This is a genomic window from Arthrobacter sp. Z1-15, assembly GCF_054792395.1.
This window is the reverse complement of sequence record NZ_CP096454.1, coordinates 2,014,996-2,033,616: the sequence shown is the minus strand read 5'-3', so window position 1 is coordinate 2,033,616 and position 18,621 is coordinate 2,014,996. Positions and strand designations below refer to the sequence as shown.

Sequence of the window (18,621 nt, the reverse complement as noted above, 5' to 3'; positions counted from 1 at the left end):
GCGGTTTTCAGCGGCTCGCCCACAGCATGCCCCTTTCGATGATGGTGGTGACATTCGGATCCTGCAGGATGTCCACGGAGTGCCCGGGCGTGGCAACGAAGATTCGCCCTTCCCCCCATTGACGGGTCCACACGGCAGGGCAGGTGACGGGGCGCTGCCAGGCGTCCCATTCCCGCGCGGGAAGGGTGGTGGTAGCCAGGACGTCTATGTAGTCGTCAGCCAGCACCCAGTACTGTTCCGTGCGCAGGTTGAAGTCGGTGATTCCGGCGGTAATGGGATGGTCGGCAGCGGCCGGAAGCATATTTACGGTGTAGTCGATGAAGTTATCCGAGGCATCACCGATCCGCTCCTGGGGGTGCTTGCCCGGGTGGCAGGCGAACTGTCCGCCGATCAGGTGCAGGTAATCAGAATTGTTGCGGTAGGAATCCGCAATGCCGCCGTGCCAGCCGGCCATTCCGGTGCCGGCTTCGATGGCGGCCCGCAGGCCCTCGAACTCCTCCCGCTCAATGGTGTTCATGGTGTTGCACTGGACGATCAGGTCGACGCCGGCCATGTAATCTGCGTCGGCGTAGACCTTGGGTGATTCCTCGATCCGGACGTCAAACCCGCTGGCCTGCAGATGAGGCAGGAAGAGATCGGTGGCTTCGACGGGCTGGTGCCCGTCCCAGCCGCCCCGGACAACGAGTGCCTGGCGTGTGGTGCTCATGGGGTTCCTTTACTTGGTTGCAAAAGCTGAGTCGAAGGCGGCGTCCGGCGGAGTAATTTGTGCCAGCGATCTCACCAGTGCCAGGGCACCGGGACCGCCGACCAGCCGGTCCATGCCGGCGTCTTCCCATTCGACGCTGGTGGGGCCGTCGTAGCCGATGGCGTTCAGCATCCGGAAGATCCGCTCCCACGGGACATCGCCGTGACCGGCGGTGACAAAGTCCCAGCCGCGGCGCGGATCGCCCCACGGCAGGTGCGACCCGAGGCGGCCGTTTCGGCCGTCCAGCTGCTTGACCGATTCCTTGACATGGACGTGGTAGATCCGGTCCTGGAAGTCGTACAGGAAAGCGGCCGGATCGAGGTCCTGCCAGATGAAGTGCGAGGGGTCAAAGTTCAGCCCGAACCCTTCGCGGTGGCCGATTGCTTCCAGGGTGCGCTTCGCCGTCCAGTAGTCGTAGGCGATCTCGGACGGGTGGACTTCAAGTGCAAAACGCACCCCCACTTCGTCGAAGACGTCGATGATGGGGTTCCACCGGTCGGCGAAATCCTGGTAGCCGCGTTCGATCATGCCCTCCGGAACGGGCGGGAACATGGCCACCGTCTTCCAGATGGCCGAGCCGGTGAAACCGGTGACGGTTTTTATGCCAAGCCGGGCCGCTGCGCGGGCGGTCATTTTCAGCTCCTCGGCCGCACGGGTGCGGACGCCCTCGGGATCGCCGTCGCCCCAGACCCGGGTGGAGACTATCCCCTGGTGCCGTTCATCAATGGGGTCGTCGCAGACGGCCTGCCCGTTAAGGTGGTTGGAAATCGCATAGACCGAAAGGTTGTTGCGCTTGAGGATGTCCAGCCGGTCCTGCAGATACTCGTCGTCCTCCACCGCCCGCCACACATCCAAGTGGTCGCCCCAGCAGGCGATTTCCAGGCCGTCGTAGCCCCACTCTCCGGCGAGCCGGGCGACTTCTTCGAAGGGAAGGTCGGCCCACTGGCCGGTGAACAACGTAATTGGGCGGGTCATCGAATCTCCTCTGCTGCGGTTGTGAATGCTCTTGCTGCCGGGGCCGGGCCCGTGTCGACGGGCGTCCAGCGGCTCTCGTCTGCTGCGCTCTCCTCGACGGCACCGAGGACACGCTGCACCTGAAGGGCGTCGGCGAACGACGGCGTGGGCTGGCTTCCGGCCGCCAGTGCCGTGACAAGATCCACGACCTGGTGCGTAAATCCATGCTCGTAACCCAGCCCGTGCCCGGTGGGCCACCAATTGCCCGTGTAGGGGTGCTCGGGTTCGGTGACCATAATCCGGTGGAACCCCTGCTCGCCGCTGCGGTCGGCGGCGTCGTAGAACTGCAGGAAGTTCATGTCTTCGAAGTCGAAGGCGAGGGAGCCAAGGGTTCCGTTCACTTCCAGCCGCATCGCGTTTTTGCGGCCCAGCGCGGCGCGGGTGGCTTCGAAGACGCCGATTGGCCCGCCGTCGAACCGGGCGCTGAAAATGGCAGCGTCGTCCACGGTCACATCGCCCATTTCCTGGTCCGTTCCGGTGTCCCCATGGCCGCCGAGGCCGACAAAATCCCCGCCGACCGGACGGCGTCGGGTGAAGGTTTCGAGCAGGGCGGAAACGCCGGTGATCTGCTGTCCGGTGACGAATTGAGCTGCATCAATGATGTGGGCGCCAATATCTCCCAGGGCGCCGGATCCGGAGATGCTGCGGTCAAGACGCCAGGTCATCGGCGCGTTCTCGTCCGAGAGCCAGTCCTGCAGGTACTGGGCACGCACCTGGCGGATCTTGCCCAGCCGGCCGTCGTCGACCATCCGTTTGGCCAGCGCCAGCGCGGGCGTGCGGCGGTAGGAGTACCCGCACATGGCAAACACTCCGTTCCGTGCCGCCTCCTGGGCTGCCTCCGCCATTTCTTCGGCTTCGGCAACAGTGTTGGCCAGCGGTTTTTCGCAGAGGACGTGTTTTCCGGCGCGCAGCGCGGCGATGGCAATTTCGGCGTGGGTGTTGCCGGGCGAGCAGATGTCAATGAGATCTATGTCGTCGCGTTCGATCAGTGCCCGCCAGTCCGTCTCGGTGGAGGACCATCCCATCTTCCGGGCCGCCTCCCCCACTGCCGCGGCGTTGCGGCCGGCAAGAGCCGTCAGCTCGGGGGTCAGCGGAAGGTCGAAAAACCTGTGGGCGCTGCGCCATGCGTGTGAATGGGCGGCGCCCATAAAGGCGTACCCGACCATCCCGATCCGAAGCGGGGTGGTTTCTGCCTGCGGCATTGAAATTCCTTTCATTGGTAAAGCCTGGTGCTATTTGCTGAATCCGGCGGTAAGTCCGCTGAGCAGCTGCCGGCGGCCGATGATGTACAGCACGAGGATCGGCAGGGTGGTCAGGACCACCGAGGCCAGGACCGCCGGAATGTTGACGCTGTACTGGCCCTGGAAGGTCCACAGCGCCAAGGGCAGGACGCGCAGGTCCGGGCTCTGCGTGAGGATCAGCGGCAGCAGGAAGCCGTTCCAGACGCCAAGTGCGTTGTAGATGCCGACCGTGACGATGGCGGGTTTGGTCAGCGGAAGTGCCAGCCGCCACATAGTCTGCCACTCGCTGCAGCCGTCCAGGCGCATCGACTCGAACAATTCATTCGGCACGTCGCGGATGAAGTTCGACAGGATCAGGACGGTGAGAGGGATGGAGAAGGCAATGGAGGGAAGGACCAGTGCCAGGAGGCTGTCGTAGAGGTTCAGGCGGATGATCATCAGGTAAATCGGGATGATCGTGGCCTGCAGCGGGATGGCCAGGCCCAGCAGGAACAACCCGTTGGAGAACCTCAAAAAACGGCTGTTGCCGCGCACGATGGCAAAGGAAGCCATGAAAGATATCGCCACGGCGGGAATGACGGTGCCGAGGGTGATGATCGCGCTGTTCATGAAGTACTTGGCGAAGTCCGCCTCGAGCACCATCCGGTAGTTCTCCAGGGTGGGAGAAGCGGGAATGGCGAGGGGGTTCTGGGAGAAGTAACCGGCCGAGGTTTTCAGGCTGGTGATCACCACGTAGTAGACCGGGATGATGATAATGGCGAGCCAGATCCACCCTGCGAGTCCGCCGGCGTAGTTCAGCTTCTTCCACCGCTGTCCCCGGCGTGAGCGTGTCCCTGCGGCAGATGCGGCGGGAGGATCCGTCCTCTTGGTTGCTGTTGCAGTCATGTCACATGCCTTCCAGTTGGCTGCTGCTGGAGCCCTTGCCGCCCAGACGCTGCAGGGCCAGTGCCAGGGCCAGTCCGATCAGGACCAGGATCACGGCGAGGACGCTGGCCGGACCCATGAGGTTGGCACGGAAGCCGGTGAGGTACATGTCCAGGGCCAGGATGCGGGTTGAGTTGCCCGGGCCGCCGGCGGTCAGCACGAAGATGAGGTCGAAGTAGGTCAGGGATCCGACCACCATCAGGGTGGAGGAGGTGATGATCGTGTACTTCAGCTGGGGAAGGGTGATGTGGAAAAACTGCTTGACCTTGCCGGCGCCGTCGATCTCCGCTGCCTCGTAGAGGGACTTCGGTATCTGCCGCACGCCGCCTTGGTAGATCAATGTGTGGAAAGGCACGAACTGCCAGGCGATGACGAAGATCACCACAAAGAGCACCAGCTGGGGGTGTCCCAGCCAGTCCTGGGCAAGGGCGGGCAGGTTCAGGCCCTCGGCCAGTCCGAAGTTCGGATCCAGCAGTGCCTTGAAGGCAATGGCGATGGCGGCCGAAGACAGCAGCAGCGGCAGGAAGTACAGGACAGCGAGGAGGGCCCGGTACCGCTGGCTTCCGGCGGTAAAGACGCCCAGCAGGATACTGAGCGGCGTCTGAACCAGCCACGAGACGATCATGATGAGGAACGTCAGCCTCAGGGCGTTGTGCATCACGGGATCGCCCAGCACCGAGAGCCAGTTGCCGACGCCGGCCAGCGAGATGGCGCCGATGCCGTCCCAGTTCGCAAAACTCAGGACAAACACGCCGACCAGGGGAACAACGGCGAAGACCACAAAGAAGAACAGTGCGGGAATAACCAGCCACCAGAGGCTTCCGGTCTTGCCGCGGCTGGAACTCTGCCCCGGGGATTTGGTACCGCCGGCCGCGGCGGGGAGCGCGGCCGGCGGGACGGCTGCGATCATTTGCCCAGCGTCGCATTCATATTGGACGCGAACTGCTCAGGCGTAATGGACAGCAGGAACAACTGGTCGATGTTGCTCAGGAGCGCTTCGGCCGCGGTGGGGCTCAGGGCCTGGTCCCACGACTGCTGGAAGTTCGGTGCGTTCTTGGTCATCTCGTACTGGAAGCTCAGGAAGTCCTTGTCTGCGGACTGCGCCAGCTTGTCTTCGATGCCCGTGACGATCGGAACCGATCCGGACTTGATGTAGGCGTCAATTTCCTCGTCGGTGAGCAGGCCGTCCTTGAAGAATTTCTTGGCCGCTTCCTTTTCGGAGTCGGATGCCTTCGAAGAGATGGACTGGTAGCCGGCGGGGTTTCCCACGGTGTTGGCCGGATCGCCGGCTCCCCCGTCGACGGTGGGAAAGTTGATCCAGCCGAGCTTGCCGTCCTCGACAAAGCCGGCGCCGTCGTTCTTCATACCAGCGTAGGTCCAGCCGCCGTGAAGCATCATGGCAGCCTTGTTGGTGTACAGCAGGGCCTGGTCCGCATTGCTGTCGGCGGTGATGGAGGTGAACCCCTTGATGAAGCCGTCGGCCTTGACGAGGTCCTGGATCATGGTGTTGGCCTGGAGTGCAGCAGGCTGCGACCAGGAATCGGGCTCGCCGTTGTAGATGGCGGTGAAGACCTCGGGGCCGCCCACCCGGTCGTAGAGGTATTCGAGCCACATCATGGAGGTCCAGCGGGACTGTCCGCCCAGGGACAGCGGAGCTACGCCCATGTCGTTGAAGGTTTTTGTCAGGGCCATCAGGTCGTCCCAGGTTGCGGGCGGTTCGGCACCGGCCTGGTCGAAGAGCTCCTTGTTGTAGTAGAAGATAATCGGCGTCACGGTCTGCGTGGGGATCGCGTAGATCTTGCCGTCAACGGTTGCCGCGCCGAACGTCGACTCCAGCAGGCGGTCCTTCACATCAGAGTTTTCCTCGAACCACGAGGTCAGGTCATCAACCTGCCCGGCCTCGGCATAGGTGCGCAGCGTTCCGCCGCCCCAGCCGTAGATGATGGTCGGCGCCTGGCCGGCGCCGATGGCCGTCTTGATCTTCGTCTTGTACGCGTCGTTCTGGAAGAAGGTCGGCTTGATCTGCATGTCCGAGTTGGCCTCGTTGAAGGCGTCTATGGTGTCCTGCCGGATACCCTCGTCCGGCTGGCCGCTCAGGGCCCAGATGCTGGCTCCCCCGGCCGACGTGTCCCCCGGACCCGACGAGCCGCAGGCAGTCAGGGTGTAGGCGGCAACGGGTGCAAGCACCGCCAATGAGAGGAACGACCGACGGGAAGTAGACTTCTTTTCCATTCTTATCTCCATTGAAAAGAGCCGCATTGCTGCGGCGAGGGATTCGCTCGCCCATCCGGGGCAGGGAAAGTTTCGAAAGTTTTCGAAATAACTTCGGTGCTGCAATGAAAAGTACTGTGAGTTGCATCACTCGTCAAGTGTTTTTCTTACCCTATTGCCGCACCCTTGACCAGCGGCGCAGGTATCCGGCACACTTCAGAAATCGAAATATTTTCGCAAAGGAGCGTGGCAGTGAATCCGGGCCAAAAGGTCAAACCCACGCTAGCCAGCGTCGCCGAGCTTGCCGGGGTCTCCGTTCCGACTGTTTCCAAAGTCATCAACGGGCGCGACGACGTCGCCGAGTCAACCCGCGGGCGGGTACAGCTTGCCCTCGCCCGGCTGGGATACGAGTCCCCCGTCCAGCGCAGGCTCCGCACCAGCGCACCGGCCCTGGTTGACCTGGTCTTTGACGGGTTGAACACCTCGTACTCGCTGGCGATCCTCATGGGCATCACCAACTGTGCCTCCACTGAAAACGTCGAGGTGGTGCTCAGTACTGTCACCCCGGGAAAACTCAAGAGCACCAACCACCTGGAATGGTCCTCCCGGCTTGCCGACTCGGGAAGGCGGGGGCTGATTCTCGTAACCTCGGAAGTGACCACCGATCAGCTCGAAGCGTTTGCCCGGCGCAACATCCCCGTAGTCGTTATTGATCCGCTGAACCCGCCGCCGTCGGGGTTCGTCAGCATCGGCGCCACCAACTGGGCCGGCGGCAAGGCCGCCGTGGAGCACCTGATCGAACTCGGCCACCGGCGGATCGGTTTTATCGGCGGCCCTGATGCCGCCGAGTGCAGCATGGCCCGGCTCCACGGCTATCTGGCCGCGCTGCGGGCCAACGGCATCGACATCCGCAATGAGTACATCCGCAGCGGCAACTTCAACCTCCCGTCCGGAGTCCGGGGTGCGTCCGCGCTGCTGTCCCTGGCTGAGCCGCCCACGGCCATTTTTGCGGCCAGTGACCTGACGGCGCTCGGTGTGCTGGACGAGGCGCGCCGCCGGGGCCTTCGCGTTCCGGATGATTTGAGCCTGGTGGGGTTTGACGGAACGGACCTTGCCGAGCAGTCGGTGCCACGGCTGACGTCGGTCAGCCAGCCGCTGCAGGAAATGGGGCGTTCGGCGCTGCGCAGCGTCCTGCGCCTGGCCAACGGCGAACAGCTGGAATCCCTTCACGTTGAATTCGCCACCGCACTCGTCGTGCGCGATTCCACCGCTCCCCCGGCTTCCGCTTCCTGACTTTCCCGCCTGGTCCCGGGATTCGGGGACGCCGGACCCAGGTCTTCCGGAAGTGTTACTTCGCTGTCCGGGTTCGGCGATATCCAATCCGAGGAAACCTTTCCTGCGCCGGTGTGAATTTCTCCGCGGATGTGAACGTGGTGACAGCGAAGTAACAAATGGTTAGCGCTAACAATTTTGCTTGCCGCGGTGTTGTGCGGGGTCTAGGCTCGGGCCAGCGGAATACTCCTTCCGGAGTGGACCGGAAAATTGCATCCGACGTGCACAAAGGAGTGACGCGTGAAAATACCACTGTCAGGCGCCGGACCGGCGCTTAACCGCCGGCAACTGTTGATGGGTACCGGTGCGCTGTTTGGAGGTGCGCTCACGGCGGCTTCGCTCTCCGGATGCCAGGCTCCTGCAGCCGGTGCCGCGCAGGACCTGCGCTTCTGGCATCTCCTCTCCGGCGGCGACGGCATCAAGATGCAGGGAATGATCGACGCCGCCAATGCACAGAACGAGGGCTTCACCGTCACCCCGACCGTCCTGGCCTGGGGCGCCCCCTACTACACCAAACTCTCCATGGCATCGGCCGGAGGGCGGCCGCCAGAACTTGCCATCATGCACGCCAGCCGCGTTGTGGGCTACGCCCCCGGCGGCCTGCTGGATGAATGGGACCTGGACCTGCTGGCGGAAAACGGTGTGACGGAGGCAGACTTTGCCCCGCGCATCTGGGAGAACAGCAAAATTGACGGCAAGGTCTTCAGCATCGCCCTGGACTCACACCCCTTCATCATGATGTACAACACGGAGATTGCCGCGGAGGCCGGGGTGCTGGGCAGCGACCAGCAGCTGATCCCCGTCAGCTCCCCTGAACAGTTCCGCGATGTGGCTCTGGAAATGCAGAAAGTCACGGGCAGGCACGGGCTGTCCTACGGCTACCTGGGCGACGGTGCGCAGATGTGGAGACTCTTCTACACCTTCTACCGGCAGCACGGCGCTGAAATGGTCCTGACCCAGGGCGAGAGCGCCGTGGTGGACCGCGACGTCGCCATCTCCTGCCTGGAATTCATCCGATCGCTGCTCGATGATTCGATCACCACCCGCAGCGGGGACATCAACACGGCCATTGCAGAATTTGCCGGCGGTGATTCCGGCATGCTGTTCAGCGGGGTGTGGGAACTGCCCACCATGAAGAACGCCAACATTCCCCTTGGGGCCTCCCCCATACCCACGTTGTTCGGCACGCCGGCAGCCTACGCCGACTCCCACGCCTTTGTGCTGCCGCACCAGCTGAACCTCGACGACGGCCTGCGGCGGGACTCCTACAAGTTTGTGGCTGATGTGCTGAAGGGGTCCTCTGCCTGGGCTGAGGCGGGGCACATTCCCTCCTACCAGCCCATCATCACGTCAGCCGACTACGCAGCCCTTTCTCCGCAGGCCAACTACGCAGCTGCAGCGGACATCATCAACTACGATCCCCGGGCCTATTTCTCCGGCTCGGGGTCGGACTTCCAGACCTTCTTCGCGAACAGCGTCCAGAATGTCTTTCTCGGCCGGGACCAACCGAAAACCGGCTGGGACTCCTTCGTCGAACGGCTCAATATCCTCCTGGCCAAGCCCAACCCCGTATAAGGCCGGACCTGCAACGTCTTCTGCTGAAAGTGACAAAGGAGTCCTTCATGAGTACCGCAACCGCTTCACGGGGTGCCGGCAGCACCGCCGGGCAATCAGCTGCCGCGCCCAACACCCTGCGCAAGTCGCGCCGGGACAACCTGCAGGGCTGGGGATTCAGTGCCCCGTTCCTGGCCTTCTTCGCCCTGTTCCTGGTCTGGCCGATTGTCTACGGCTTCTACATGAGCCTGACCGGCAAGTCCCTCACCGGTGCCAACAACGAACTGATCGGTTTCGCGAACTACACCGAGGCGTTCCAGGACCCGGACCTCTGGCAGTCGCTCGGAAACACCCTGTACTTCACCGTCATCAGCACCGTTCCGCTGGTGGTCATTGCCCTGGCCATGGCAGCCCTGGTGAACATGGGGCTGCCGGCACAGTGGCTGTGGCGGCTGGCTTTCTTCTCCCCTTATCTGCTTGCCTCCACCGTGGTGTCCCTGTTCTTCACCTGGATGTACAACCCGCAGCTCGGCCTGATCAACGACATCCTCTCGAAGGTGGGGATTCCGCCGGTCGCCTGGCTCAACGACCCCAAGGTTGCCATGTGGGCCATTGTCATTGCCACCGTCTGGTGGACCGTGGGCTTCAACTTCCTGCTCTATCTGGCGGCCATGCAGAACATTCCGCAGCAGCACTACGAGGCGGCGTCACTGGACGGAGCGGGCGGCTGGCGGCAGTTCTTCTCGATTACGCTCCCCCAGCTGGGACCGACCACCGTCCTCATTATCATCCTCCAGGTGCTGGCGTCCCTGAAAATCTTCGACCAGGTGTACCAGATGACCCAAGGCGGACCCGCGGGCACCACCCGGACCATCGTGCAGTACATCTTTGAAACCGGGTTCACCGGGTACCGGTTCGGATACTCCGCCGCAATCTCCTACGTGTTCTTCGCCCTGATCATCGTGGTCTCGTGCGGGCAGTTCTTCATCAACCGGCGAAGGAGCCTCTGACATGGCAGCACCGGCACTTACCCGACCTCCGGCACCGGTACCTTCGGCCCCGAGGCAGAACCGCAAGCGCGCTGCAACCCCGGCACGCATCGCGGGAACCGCGGTTGTCTCCGTCCTGGCCGTTATCTGGCTGCTGCCCTATGCCTGGGCGGCGGTCACGGCATTCAAGCCCGAGACCGAGGCGGCAGCAACTCCGCTCACCTGGTTCCCTGAATCAGGTTTCACGCTGGACGCCTTCACCAAGGTGCTGGGCGAAGGAAACATTCCGCTCTGGACCTGGAATTCGCTGATCACCTCGGCAGCCATCACCGTCATCACCCTGGTGATCTCGGCGCTGTGCGCCTACGCCCTGTCCCGGATTGACTTCAAGGGCAAGCGGATCCTCATGTCCGTGATCATCGCCTCCATCATCATTCCGCCGCCCGTGCTGATCATCCCGCTGTTCTACCAGCTGCTTTCCATGCACTTGATTGACACGTACTGGGCGATCATCCTTCCGCAGGTGATTGCTCCGGCCATGGTATTTATCCTCAAGAAATTCTTCGACCAGATTCCGCGTGAACTCGAAGAAGCCGCCATTATGGACGGCGCCGGGAGGATGCGGGTGTTCCTGCAGATTGTCCTTCCGCTCTCCCGCCCGATCCTGTCGGCCGTGGCGATCTTTGTCTTCATCGGTGCGTGGAACAACTTCCTGTGGCCGTTCATCGCGACCAACGACCCTTCGCTGCTCACGCTTCCGGTGGGGCTGCAAACCATTAAGAGCGCCTACGGCATCCAGTACGCGCAAAACATGGCCTCGGCCCTGCTGGCTGCCCTGCCGCTGATCATCGTTTTCCTTTTCTTCCAGCGGCAGATCATCAAGGGCATTTCCACCACCGGCCTGGCCGGCACCTGATTATTCCGTCCCTTTCGAGCCGCACCACCCGCACCCGCACGATCCTTTTACCCGCACCACCACGTCAAGGAGCAATTACATATGTCCCGCGCCAAGATCAGCATTGACCGCAACTTCACCATCGGAGAGGTTCCCCGCCGCCTGTTTGGCTCCTTCGTGGAGCATATGGGCCGCTGTGTCTACACCGGAATCTACGAACCGGGCCACCCGGAAGCCGATGAGCAGGGCTACCGCCTGGACGTCTTGGGCCTGGTCCGGGAACTCGGCGCCACGGTTGTGCGCTATCCCGGCGGAAACTTTGTCTCCGGCTACAACTGGGAGGACGGCGTCGGGCCGGTTGAACAGCGTCCCACCCGGCTCGACGGCGCCTGGCACACCGTGGAAACCAACGCCTTTGGCCTGCACGAATTCGTGGACTGGTCCCGCAAGGCCGGGGTCGAAATCATGGAAGCAATCAACCTGGGAACGCGCGGCGTTGACGCTGCACGGGAACTGGTGGAGTACGCCAACCACCCCGGGGGCACCTATCTCTCGGACCTCAGGGCCAAAAACGGGCACAAGGAGCCGTTCGACATCAAGCTGTGGTGCCTGGGCAACGAACTGGACGGCCCGTGGCAAACCGGGCACAAGACGGCCGACGAGTATGGCCGCCTCGCCCAGGAAGCCGCCCGCGCCATGCGTTATGTGGATCCGGACCTGGAACTCGTCGCCTGCGGCAGCTCCAGCTCCTCCATGCCCACCTTCGGAGCCTGGGAGCAGACCGTGCTCGGGCATACTTACGACGAGGTGGACTACGTTTCGCTGCATGCCTACTACCAGGAGGAAGAGGGCGACGCCGAGAGCTTCCTGGCCAGCGCAGTGGACATGGACTATTTCATTGAGTCCGTTGTTGCCACAGCCGACGCCGTCAGGGCCCGGGGGAAGCATAAAAAGCACATCAACCTGTCCTTTGATGAATGGAACGTCTGGTATCAGCGCGGACTCAACACCGAGGATCAGCCGGCCGCCGTGGCGCGCGCGGGCTGGCGTGAGCACCCCCGCGTGATCGAGGACAAATACAACGTGACCGACGCCGTCGTCGTCGGAACCCTGCTGAATTCCCTGCTGCGCCACGGTGACCGCGTAACTATTGCCAACCAGGCCCAACTGGTAAACGTGATCGCCCCGATCATGGCCGAAGAGAACGGTCCCGCCTGGCGGCAGACCATCTTCCATCCCTTTGCCCGCATGGCTGCCCTGGCCAAGGGGCAGATCATGCGTACGGCGGTGGAGTCGGACAAATATGCCACCAGCCGCTTCGGCGATGCCGACCTCGTGGACGTCAGCGTCACGTGGGATGAAGAAACCGGCAAGCTCGCACTCTTCTTCGCCAACCGCGGCCTGGAGGAAGCGGCGGATGTGGAAGTTTCCCTGGGCGGATTCGACACCGGCCGGATCATCCGCGCAGAGGTCCTGCAGGTTCCCGAGGGCAGGGACCGTTTTGCGATCAACTCGCAGGCCGACGGCGAGCAGGTTGGGCTGACTCCCCTGTCGGACGTGAAGGCCGTGGGCAGCGAGCTGCGGCTCACCCTTCCCGCACTCTCCTGGGCCGTCGTGGAAGTTGAGGTCAGCAAGAACTAGGAAACCCCGAGCGGGCGTGGGCACCGGCGAGCGCCGGCCAATCCGGTGCCCACGTTGTGTCGCTGAGCCGGTGTCGGCCTGCGGCTGCTGCCGGGCAAGCATCGGAGTGTTCGGCGAGCGCCGGGGTGTTCGGCGAGCGCCGGGGTGTTCGAGGAACCCGATATCTTGTGGTTTCCGTTCCGTGGTTTCCGTTGCGGCTGCCCTGTGGCCGGCGCCTTCCCCTGATACTTCCGGTGCAGGTTGGTCCGTTATGGCCTAACGGGGCATAGAAGCGCCTCCCTTCGCGCGGAGCCCCGCCGTAAGTTCCCCGTCGTAAGTTCCCCGTTGTAGGTCCCCCGTGGCACTCCCCCCCCGCGACGGTCCCACCCACCGACCACCGATACCCTCACCGCGTTCCCCCACTGCTCCCCCACCGACAGCGTCACCAAAGGTCTTGTGCACCCGAGGTTCCCTGCTGAGGCGGGGCAGTTTCGGGCATGTAGTCCCGGCGCTCGGCCCCTTCCGGAAGTTCACCATCATGATGCTGGGCCCAACGGAGCATTCCATCGGCAAAGCGTCGAACTATGCAGCCTTCGAACATGTGTTCTATAAGCGGAAAGTGTGCAGCCCCAGGTCCTTTGCCCTCCCCCCCACCTGACGCCACTCAGGGCTTATCTGCCACCTCAGGTCTGGGCCGGCGCGGAGCCCAGGCAGATCTTGCGCCGGCAACGTCGCTCGGGCCACCCTTGACGGCCCTTGTCCGGAAAGGCAGGGTTGGAGATCATCAGTATGCTTTCTAAAAGGGGAGACAGATGCGGTCAATGGTGTACCGCGGACCGTACAAGGTCCGTGTCGAAGAGAAGGACATTCCACGGATTGAACACCCGAACGATGCCATCGTTCGCGTGACGGCGGCAGCCATCTGCGGCTCCGACCTGCACCTTTATCACGGAATGATGCCCGATACCCGGGTGGGAACCACCTTTGGGCACGAGTTTGTGGGCGTGGTGCATGAAGTGGGTTCCTCGGTGCAGAATCTGGCCGTGGGCGACCGGGTCATGGTTCCGTTCAACATTTACTGCGGGTCCTGCTGGTACTGCAGCCGCGGCCTCTACTCGAACTGCCACAATGTGAACGCCAACGCCACGGCGGTGGGGGGCATTTACGGTTACTCCCACACCTGCGGAGGTTACGACGGCGGGCAGGCGGAATTTGTCCGTGTTCCCTTTGCCGATGTGGGTCCCTCCATCATTCCGGAGTGGATGGATGAAGAAGATGCCGTCCTCCTCACTGACGCCGTCGCTACCGGCTACTTCGGTGCACAGCTGGGCGATATCCGCGAAGGCGACACCGTTATCGTGTTCGGGGCAGGGCCGGTGGGGCTGTATGCGGCCAAATCCTCCTGGCTCATGGGAGCGGGCCGGGTCATCGTGGTGGACCACCTCGAATACCGGCTGGAGAAAGCCCGGTCCTTTGCGCATGCTGAAACCTGGAACTTCGCCGAGTACGAGGACATCGTGGTGGAAATGAAGAAAACCACTGACTACCTCGGAGCTGACGTGGCCATTGATGCCGCGGGGGCGGAAGCGGACGGAAGCTTCATCCAGAATGTCAGCGCCGCCCAGCTCAAGCTGCAGGGCGGATCTCCGGTGGCATTGAACTGGGCCATCGACTCGGTCCGCAAGGCAGGAACCATATCCGTCATGGGCGCCTACGGCCCCATCTTCAGTGCCGTGAAATTCGGTGACGCCCTGAACAAGGGCCTCACACTGCAGATGAACCAGTGCCCGGTCAAGCGGCAGTGGCCCCGGCTCTTTGAACACATCCGCAACGGCTATCTCAAGCCCAGCGACATTGTCACGCACCGCATCCCCCTGGAACACATTGCCGAGGGATATCACATGTTCTCGGCCAAGCTCGATAACTGCATCAAACCCCTGATCATCCCCAGTGCCTCCTGAAAGCGAGGAAACCATGGCAGAAACACCAAGCACGCCGTATGTGGCAGGAGCACCTAAACGCAGGTTCACCAATGAGGAGCTGAGAGCCCGCATTCCGGGATGGGGGGCGGACCTGGACCCCGCCAACCGGCCCTCCGTCCCGAAGATGCAGACGGATGTGAACACGGGGGCGCATTGGGATTTCCCGGAGCGCCAGCAGGAACGGCAGCCGCGGGAACATTCCATTGAGCATCAGTTCGTGACGCCGGTTTTCGGCACCTCGGTTCCCCTGAAGGGGGTTTCGGGTGCGATGCGCCGCTACGCCTACAGGTACGGCGAGGCCCGGGCTGCGCATTGGCTCATCCTGATCGCCGCGGACAGGGTCGACGCCGGCGGCAGCCACCTGCGCTCCTTCCTGACCCTGCACCCCGACAATCCGGTCACCGAAACAGGGGTGATGAGTGAGTTCACCCGGCACGGCATTTCCTCGCGGTTCGGCAAGAAACGGGCCGACCTTAAGGAGCAGGCCCTGGTGCCCGTCTTCGCGGCGGGTCCCTGGATTCTGGCCGGGGGCGTTGCCTTCGCCGTTGTCCGCAGGCTGCTGCGCGCGGCCCGGAGCTGAGCGCCCCCGCACCGCGCTCAGGCAACCGGACTCAGGCAGCCGGCCCCAGCTCCCGGAGCAGCTCCGCCCGCACCCGGGCGGGGTCGCTTCCCAGCCCCCTGAGGGTGTGCCCCGCGGTACCGTTGTCCCCGGCCAGCAGGCCCAGCAGCAGATGCTCGGGGCCAATGGTCTTGTCGCCCAGTGCGAGGGCTTCACGCAGCGACTGCGTGAGCACTCCCTTGGCCGAAGCGGTAAACGGAATGTGGCCGCCGCTCCGGCCCTTGAGCAGGCTCCCGCGCCGGAGCGGCTGATCCAGCGCGCCGGGGCCGAAGCTCGCTTCAGCGCGTTCCCGGACAGCCTCCAGATCGACGCCGATCGCCTCCAGTGCCTGCGCATCCGCCCCGCCCAGTGCCTGCGTTTGCCGGGCTACCGCGTCGCGGTCGATCCCCAGCCGGTTGAGCACCCGCACAGCGGGGTTGTCGCCGCCGCGCAGGACCGCGAGCAGAAGGTGGTCCGCCGTTATTTCGCTGTCTCCCAGTAATCGGGCCTGCTCCTGCGCTTCGGTGACCACTGCACGGGCTGTTCCGGAAAAGCGCTCAAACATTTCTGTCTCCTTTGTCCGCGGAAGCTGTTACCCGCCCCGCATGCTTTTTGTGCACCGCCTGCTTGGACACTCCCACCGCAGCGGCGATCTCCGCCCAGGACCATCCGAGCCTCCGGGCGTTCTGCACCTGCAAAAACTCCAGCTGATCCACCAGCCGCCGCAGTGCAGCCACGGCCCGCAGGCCAACGGCAGGGTCATTGCTCATACCGTCGCCAATGAGGTCCTTTTCTGTATCCATGGCGTCAGCCTAGGTTGACGCATCTTTCACAGTCAACACTTGTTGCCATTCGAATTCCGAGCTGCGGTCCTCCGCCTGCCAGAATGGGGAGATGCCACGTTTCCAGGGTTTTGACGATCCGCGGCTTGTCCGCGAAATCCGGCGGCGGCCGGACGCCGACGTTCCGCCGGACCGCTGGCCCGCGACGGTTCCTGCAGTGGCCTCGATTCTGGAGTCCGGTCTTCAACTTCCTGCCGGCGTGACATTCCTGGTCGGCGAAAACGGCAGCGGCAAATCCACCCTGGTCGAGGCGGTCGCGGCGGCCTACGGCCTCGGACCAGAGGGCGGCACGGTGCATTCGGCGCACAGCACGCATCACACCGAGTCTCCGCTGAGTAACTGGATCACCCTTGCCCGGCAGCCCGGGGCTCCGAAATGGGGTTTCTTCCTGCGGGCGGAAACGATGCACGGGTACTACACCTTCCAGGATCAGCTCGGCGGCGGCCGGGACTTCCACGCCATGAGCCACGGCGAGTCCTTCCTTGCCCTCGAGGAAACCTACCTCAACACCCGGGGGTTTTACTGCCTGGACGAGCCCGAGGCAGCCCTGTCCTTCAGCTCCACCCTGGCCCTGATCCGTGTGCTCAATGACCTCGCGGCCAACGGATCACAGATCCTGTGTGCCACCCACTCCCCCGTGCTGGCCTCTCTTCCCGGGGCCACCATCTATGAAACGGGCGCTCACGGGATAGCCCGCCGTGAGTGGGAGGACCTGGACCTGGTAACGAACTGGAGATCCTACCTGAACGAGCCCCGCCGTTACCTGCGGCATATCCTCGCGCCGTGACGCCGAAAACCAGCCGCATCAGGCAACGGCCCTCCCGCAGACCCGGTGCACGTCCCGGCGTCCCGGGCGCAGCCGCCGGAGCGCTGTGTGTTCTTGTGGCCTCCGTGCTGTGGGGCACCACCGGCACCGCCGCCACCTTCGCACCGAACGTCGGCCCGCTCGCCATTGGAGCAGCGGCGATGGGAATCGGCGGACTGCTCCAGGCCCTGACGGCTTTGCCGCTGCTGCGGACAGCCCGCCTGACCCTCATCCGCCACCGGTCCGCGGTGCTGCTCGGCGGGGCGGCCGTAGCGGTGTACCCGCTGGCCTTCTATTCCTCCATGCACCTTGCCGGCGTCACGGTGGGCACAGTGGTCAGCATCGGCTCGGCTCCGCTGGCCTCGGCGGTTCTTGAGCAATTCGCCGACGGCCGCCGGTTCAGCCTGCGCTGGGCCGCGGGAGCGGGCACGGCAATCGCCGGGACGGTGCTGCTGTGTGCGGCGGAAGCGGCCGCGGCAACGGGCGGCGACGGCGCACGCCAGCCCGGCGCCGTCGTCGCCGGTGTCCTGCTGGGACTGGCTGCCGGAACCACCTATGCGCTCTACTCCTGGACAGCCCACCGGCTGATGAACCACGGAATTCCGGCACGCGCCGCGATGGGTGCGACCTTTGGCCTAGGCGGTCTCCTGCTGATGCCGGTACTCGCGGCCACCGGCGCCCCGCTGCTGGCCTCGTGGCCCGCTGCGGCGGTGGGACTGTACATGGCGCTGGTTCCGATGTTCGCCGGCTATGTGCTCTTCGGCCGGGGACTGGCCCGAATCCTACCCAGCACGGCAACCACGCTTTCCCTGGTGGAGCCCGTGGTTGCGGCGGCGCTCGCAGTCGTGATTGTCGGCGAGCGCCTGCTGCCGGCCGGCTGGGCGGGTGCAGCTCTTGTCCTGGCCGGGCTCCTGGTCCTGACCCTCCCGGGGTCACCCGGGACGCTGAGACGCAGGCCAGGAAATCGCGCAACCCCGGAACGCCCCCGGTAGGAAACCGGCCGGGGGTTGTCCTTCCCCTCGATCCCGGCTCTTGGGCTTAGGCTGTGCGGATGCCGCACAACTCCGCTTCAGTCCCCGCCGTTCCGCTGCGTGCTGCCGCCGTTCCGCTGCGTGCTGCCGCCGTTCCGGATGTTCCCGACTACCGGCGCACGGCAGTCCGCCGAACCTGGGCCGAGTTGCCGACCCCTCTGCAGGAACGGGCCGCTGCGCACCTCGGAGGCCGCGTCACCGGGGTACGGCCGGCCGGCGGCGGTTTTACGCCGGGTTTCGCTGCTGTGCTGGAGAATGCCGGCGGAGACCGGATTTTCGCCAAGGCAGCACCGGAGTCGGACGCCTTCATCTATCCGTCCTACCTGCGGGAGGCCCGGGTGCTGCCGTTCATGCCCCCGGGTATGCCTCTTCCCGCGCTGCGCGCCGCCGAGCACCTGGCAGTGGACGGCGCCGGCTGGCAGCTGCTGGTTTACGAGGCCGTGGACGGCACCATGCCGGGCTACCCCTGGACGGACAGGGATCTGAGTGCAGTGGAACAGTCCTGCGCCGAAACCGTCCGCAGCCTGAAGGACTTCCCGCGGGAGCTCGCCGGCGATCCGCTGGCGGATGACATCGCCGCCGTACCCTCATCCTTCCCGGCGGTGGCGGAGGGAAAGCCCGCCCCGTGGTTCCTGCCCGGCTTGAGCGCCCAAGAGGCCGGGAACTTCCAGGCGCTGCTCGATCTCTGCCCGGAGGCACTGGCCGGTGACGCCGTCCTGCACGGTGACCTGCGTCCGGATAACATCCTGCCTGGCATATCGACGCTTTCCTGGCCGGTTTACTCAACTACATGATCCACTGGGGCAGCCAGCCCGAGGTTCCCTCCAGCCCCCGCCTG

18 protein-coding genes are annotated in these 18,621 nt (G+C 64.1%); 10 read left to right on the top strand and 8 right to left on the bottom strand.

Features of this window, described 5'->3' with window-relative positions:
* Positions 1 to 7 precede the first annotated feature (7 nt).
* From M1D40_RS09340 to M1D40_RS09315, 6 genes are read right to left on the bottom strand one after another with little or no spacing between them, the layout of a single operon-like run.
* A complete protein-coding gene (locus M1D40_RS09340; protein ID WP_461168655.1) occupies positions 8 to 706 on the bottom strand; it encodes a ThuA domain-containing protein in 699 nt (232 codons plus the stop codon).
* A gap of 9 nt (positions 707 to 715) precedes the next feature.
* Positions 716 to 1,720 (bottom strand): sugar phosphate isomerase/epimerase family protein, encoded by a 1,005-nt coding sequence (locus M1D40_RS09335; RefSeq protein WP_461168654.1) that lies wholly within the window; start codon positions 1,718 to 1,720, stop codon positions 716 to 718.
* The gene (locus M1D40_RS09330; RefSeq protein ID WP_461168653.1) at positions 1,717 to 2,961 is read right to left on the bottom strand and encodes a Gfo/Idh/MocA family protein; all 1,245 of its coding nucleotides are present in this window, start codon (positions 2,959 to 2,961) and stop codon (positions 1,717 to 1,719) included. Before M1D40_RS09330 ends, M1D40_RS09335 begins: the two co-directional genes overlap by 4 nt.
* Positions 2,962 to 2,991: 30 nt before the next feature.
* Positions 2,992 to 3,885: a carbohydrate ABC transporter permease gene (locus tag M1D40_RS09325; RefSeq protein WP_341393112.1), complete on the bottom strand. Its 894-nt coding sequence runs from the start codon at positions 3,883 to 3,885 to the stop codon at positions 2,992 to 2,994.
* Position 3,886: 1 nt separating this feature from the next.
* Positions 3,887 to 4,834 (bottom strand): carbohydrate ABC transporter permease, encoded by a 948-nt coding sequence (locus M1D40_RS09320; RefSeq protein WP_341393111.1) that lies wholly within the window; start codon positions 4,832 to 4,834, stop codon positions 3,887 to 3,889.
* Entirely contained in the window at positions 4,831 to 6,156 is a 1,326-nt protein-coding gene (locus tag M1D40_RS09315; protein WP_341393110.1) for an ABC transporter substrate-binding protein, read from the bottom strand. Before M1D40_RS09315 ends, M1D40_RS09320 begins: the two co-directional genes overlap by 4 nt.
* Before the next feature lie 231 nt (positions 6,157 to 6,387).
* Here M1D40_RS09315 and M1D40_RS09310 point away from each other — a divergent pair, with 231 nt between their 5' ends.
* The 7 genes from M1D40_RS09310 (at position 6,388) to M1D40_RS09280 (ending at position 15,087) form a co-directional block, all read left to right on the top strand.
* Complete coding sequence (locus M1D40_RS09310) at positions 6,388 to 7,428, top strand: LacI family DNA-binding transcriptional regulator (RefSeq protein ID WP_461168652.1); 1,041 nt, start codon at positions 6,388 to 6,390, stop codon at positions 7,426 to 7,428.
* Positions 7,429 to 7,761: 333 nt separating this feature from the next.
* Complete coding sequence (locus tag M1D40_RS09305; RefSeq protein WP_461171040.1) at positions 7,762 to 9,042, top strand: extracellular solute-binding protein; 1,281 nt, start codon at positions 7,762 to 7,764, stop codon at positions 9,040 to 9,042.
* Positions 9,043 to 9,089: 47 nt separating this feature from the next.
* Positions 9,090 to 10,031: a carbohydrate ABC transporter permease gene (locus M1D40_RS09300; protein WP_461168651.1), complete on the top strand. Its 942-nt coding sequence runs from the start codon at positions 9,090 to 9,092 to the stop codon at positions 10,029 to 10,031.
* Position 10,032: 1 nt separating this feature from the next.
* Positions 10,033 to 10,926: a carbohydrate ABC transporter permease gene (locus M1D40_RS09295; RefSeq protein WP_461168650.1), complete on the top strand. Its 894-nt coding sequence runs from the start codon at positions 10,033 to 10,035 to the stop codon at positions 10,924 to 10,926.
* Positions 10,927 to 11,007: 81 nt separating this feature from the next.
* Entirely contained in the window at positions 11,008 to 12,546 is a 1,539-nt protein-coding gene (gene arfA, locus M1D40_RS09290) for an arabinosylfuranosidase ArfA (protein WP_341393106.1), read from the top strand.
* Between the two features lie 791 nt (positions 12,547 to 13,337).
* Positions 13,338 to 14,486: a zinc-dependent alcohol dehydrogenase gene (locus M1D40_RS09285; protein ID WP_461168649.1), complete on the top strand. Its 1,149-nt coding sequence runs from the start codon at positions 13,338 to 13,340 to the stop codon at positions 14,484 to 14,486.
* A gap of 13 nt (positions 14,487 to 14,499) precedes the next feature.
* Positions 14,500 to 15,087: a hypothetical protein gene (locus M1D40_RS09280; protein ID WP_461168648.1), complete on the top strand. Its 588-nt coding sequence runs from the start codon at positions 14,500 to 14,502 to the stop codon at positions 15,085 to 15,087.
* A gap of 31 nt (positions 15,088 to 15,118) precedes the next feature.
* Here M1D40_RS09280 and M1D40_RS09275 read toward each other — a convergent pair whose 3' ends face one another.
* Positions 15,119 to 15,670: a Clp protease N-terminal domain-containing protein gene (locus M1D40_RS09275; protein ID WP_461168647.1), complete on the bottom strand. Its 552-nt coding sequence runs from the start codon at positions 15,668 to 15,670 to the stop codon at positions 15,119 to 15,121.
* On the bottom strand, positions 15,663 to 15,908 hold the full coding sequence (locus M1D40_RS09270) for a helix-turn-helix domain-containing protein (RefSeq protein ID WP_341393102.1): 246 nt from the start codon (positions 15,906 to 15,908) through the stop codon (positions 15,663 to 15,665). Before M1D40_RS09270 ends, M1D40_RS09275 begins: the two co-directional genes overlap by 8 nt.
* A 91-nt stretch (positions 15,909 to 15,999) precedes the next feature.
* Between M1D40_RS09270 and M1D40_RS09265 the strand changes: the two genes are divergently transcribed.
* The 3 genes from M1D40_RS09265 to M1D40_RS09255 are packed head-to-tail and all read left to right on the top strand — an operon-like array spanning position 16,000 to position 18,577.
* A complete protein-coding gene (locus M1D40_RS09265; RefSeq protein ID WP_461168646.1) occupies positions 16,000 to 16,734 on the top strand; it encodes an AAA family ATPase in 735 nt (244 codons plus the stop codon).
* Positions 16,735 to 16,751: 17 nt separating this feature from the next.
* Positions 16,752 to 17,744, top strand: a complete 993-nt coding sequence (locus M1D40_RS09260) for a DMT family transporter (protein ID WP_461171039.1) — start codon at positions 16,752 to 16,754, stop codon at positions 17,742 to 17,744.
* 59 nt (positions 17,745 to 17,803) lie between these two features.
* Positions 17,804 to 18,577: a phosphotransferase gene (locus tag M1D40_RS09255; RefSeq protein WP_461168645.1), complete on the top strand. Its 774-nt coding sequence runs from the start codon at positions 17,804 to 17,806 to the stop codon at positions 18,575 to 18,577.
* Positions 18,578 to 18,621: the final 44 nt, after the last annotated feature.